The sequence below is a fragment of the Pseudotenacibaculum sp. MALMAid0570 genome (assembly GCF_040151415.1).
In the GTDB taxonomy this organism is placed as follows: Bacteria; Bacteroidota; Bacteroidia; order Flavobacteriales; family Flavobacteriaceae; genus Polaribacter.
In genome coordinates this window covers 1-2231 of the sequence record NZ_JBDKWF010000030.1, presented here as the reverse complement: position 1 = coordinate 2231, position 2231 = coordinate 1, and the positions used below count along the sequence as shown (strand labels likewise).

Here is a 2231-nt window from a genome sequence, read left to right as displayed (position 1 = left end):
TGTATCAGTTGTAGAGTTTCCTAAATTCTTTACTCCTAACAACGATGGTATTAACGATACATGGGCTATCAAAGGAGCTAACTCTAGCTTCTTCCCTACTTCGCAAATACACATCTTTAATAGGTTTGGAAAAGTAATGGCGGAAATTAACATTGATAATCCTGGATGGAATGGTACTTTCAATGGAAAAACACTCCCATCTGATGATTATTGGTTCTCTATCAGATTAATTGATAGAAATGGTATTCTCCGAGAACGGAAAGGTAATTTTTCACTATTGAGGAGATAAAATAATTATATCTTTGGTAACCTTAAAAAACATCCCTAATGACTAAGCTTATTTTCTCACGAAAAAAGAGTTTTCCATCTATATTTATATTTTTATTATTCGCCAATATTTGGTCTGTACAATCACAAATTATAACCGTTAATAATGCTGCAGATACGCAATCTGGATTTTCGCCAGATGAATTGATTAGAAATGTTCTTATTGATGGTACTTGTGCTGATGTTAGAAATGTAAGAAGTAACATTACTGGTCTAGCAGGTCAGTCTCCTGCTAATGTAAACACTAAAAGTTATGGTTATTTTAGAAGACCAGCTGGTAGTACTTTTCCGTTTGCAGAAGGAATTATACTAAGCACCGGAATTGCTTTCAACGCTGGTAATACAGTGAATACAAACGACTTGAGTGATGATATAACTAATGATGCCTTAACAAATCAAGATTCTGATTTAGAAACAGCTATTGGTGTAGGAGATCGTTTTACGGATGTACTTGTTTTTGAGTTTGATTTTGTCCCTACATCCACAGATATTAGTTTCCGTTACTTAATGGCATCTGAAGAGTACACTCAGAATTTCCCTTGTCTTTATAGTGATAGTTTTGCTTTTTTAATTCGACCAGAAGGATCAACAACATATGAAAACATAGCCGTTATCCCAGGAACAACTGATCCTGTAAGTGTTACCAATGTTCATGATGCAATTCCAGGTGAATGTGCAGCAGAAAATGAACAATTTTATGCAGGAGGTCAAACTTCTACACCGCCAATAAATGACACAAATTTTAACGGAAGAACTACTATTTTCACAGCCACAACTACGGTAGTTCCCGGTACAACTTACCATATTAAACTGGTTATTGCTGATGCAGCTGCTACAGACGGTGGCGAAGACAATTCTTTTGATACTGCAGTTTTTTTAGAAGCGGGAAGTTTTAATTTGGGATTAGATTTAGGTGATGATTTTGTAAGCGCAGATAATACAGCTGTATGTGGTAACTCAATCCCATTAACAGCTAATATAGTAGCAACTAACTATCAATGGTTAAAAGATGGTGTACCTATTCCTGGCGCCACGAACCAAACATACAATGCAAATTTAGGTAACGGAACTTACACTTGTGAAATTTCTAATAGTAGTAGTTGTACTGACAGTGATGATATTGTCTTGGAATTTGTAGATGCCGCTACTATCAATCCTGCTATTAGCAGTTTTCAATTATGTGACCCCGATGCAAATCAAATTGAAACCTTTGACTTAACAAGTAAAGATGTTGAAATTTTAAACGGACAAAGTGCAGCTACTTTTGAAGTTCAATATTATTCAGATAGCGCATACACAACATTAATACCTAATCCTAGTACATACAACAATACCAACCCAACTGAAACGATTTACGCTCGAGTAGTCAATAGAAATAGTAACAATTGTGTTGCTGATGGTTCTTTCACTATTGAAGTCACTGGTATACCAGTTCCAGTTCAACCAGTAGATTATGAGATTTGTGATGACGCAACAGATGGTGATGATACCAATGGATTTGTTGGAAGCTTCTTGTTGAACACTAAAGACACTGAGATTCTTGGAACTCTTGACCCTGCTCAATACAGTGTCTCTTATCATACATCCCTTACTGGAGCACAAACAAGTAGCTCTACAGATGTTATCGATAAAAACAATCCATACACCAATATCAATGCAAACACACAACCCATTTTTGTTCGTGTGGAGAATGTTGATAATGTAGCTTGTAATGATACTTCTATCTCTTTCAATCTTATTGTTAGTGCATTGCCAACAATCACTGCTACTGTAGAATTAAAACAATGTGATAATGATACTGATGGGTTCTCTGTATTCAATCTTAATGAAGCTGCTACAGATATCTCTACCAATTACATCAATGAGACATTTATCTTTTATGAAACTCTAGCTGATGCTCAAGC

2 protein-coding genes are annotated in these 2231 nt (G+C 35.6%); both read left to right on the top strand.

Going from position 1 to position 2231, the window contains the following annotated elements; genetic code table 11:
- The coding region (locus AAON49_RS00155; RefSeq protein ID WP_349551743.1) for a T9SS type B sorting domain-containing protein at window positions 1-289 on the top strand (289 nt) is incomplete at its 5' end.
- Between the two features lie 38 nt (window positions 290-327).
- A partial coding sequence (locus AAON49_RS00150; protein ID WP_349551741.1) for a choice-of-anchor L domain-containing protein occupies window positions 328-2231 on the top strand: 1904 nt, incomplete at its 3' end.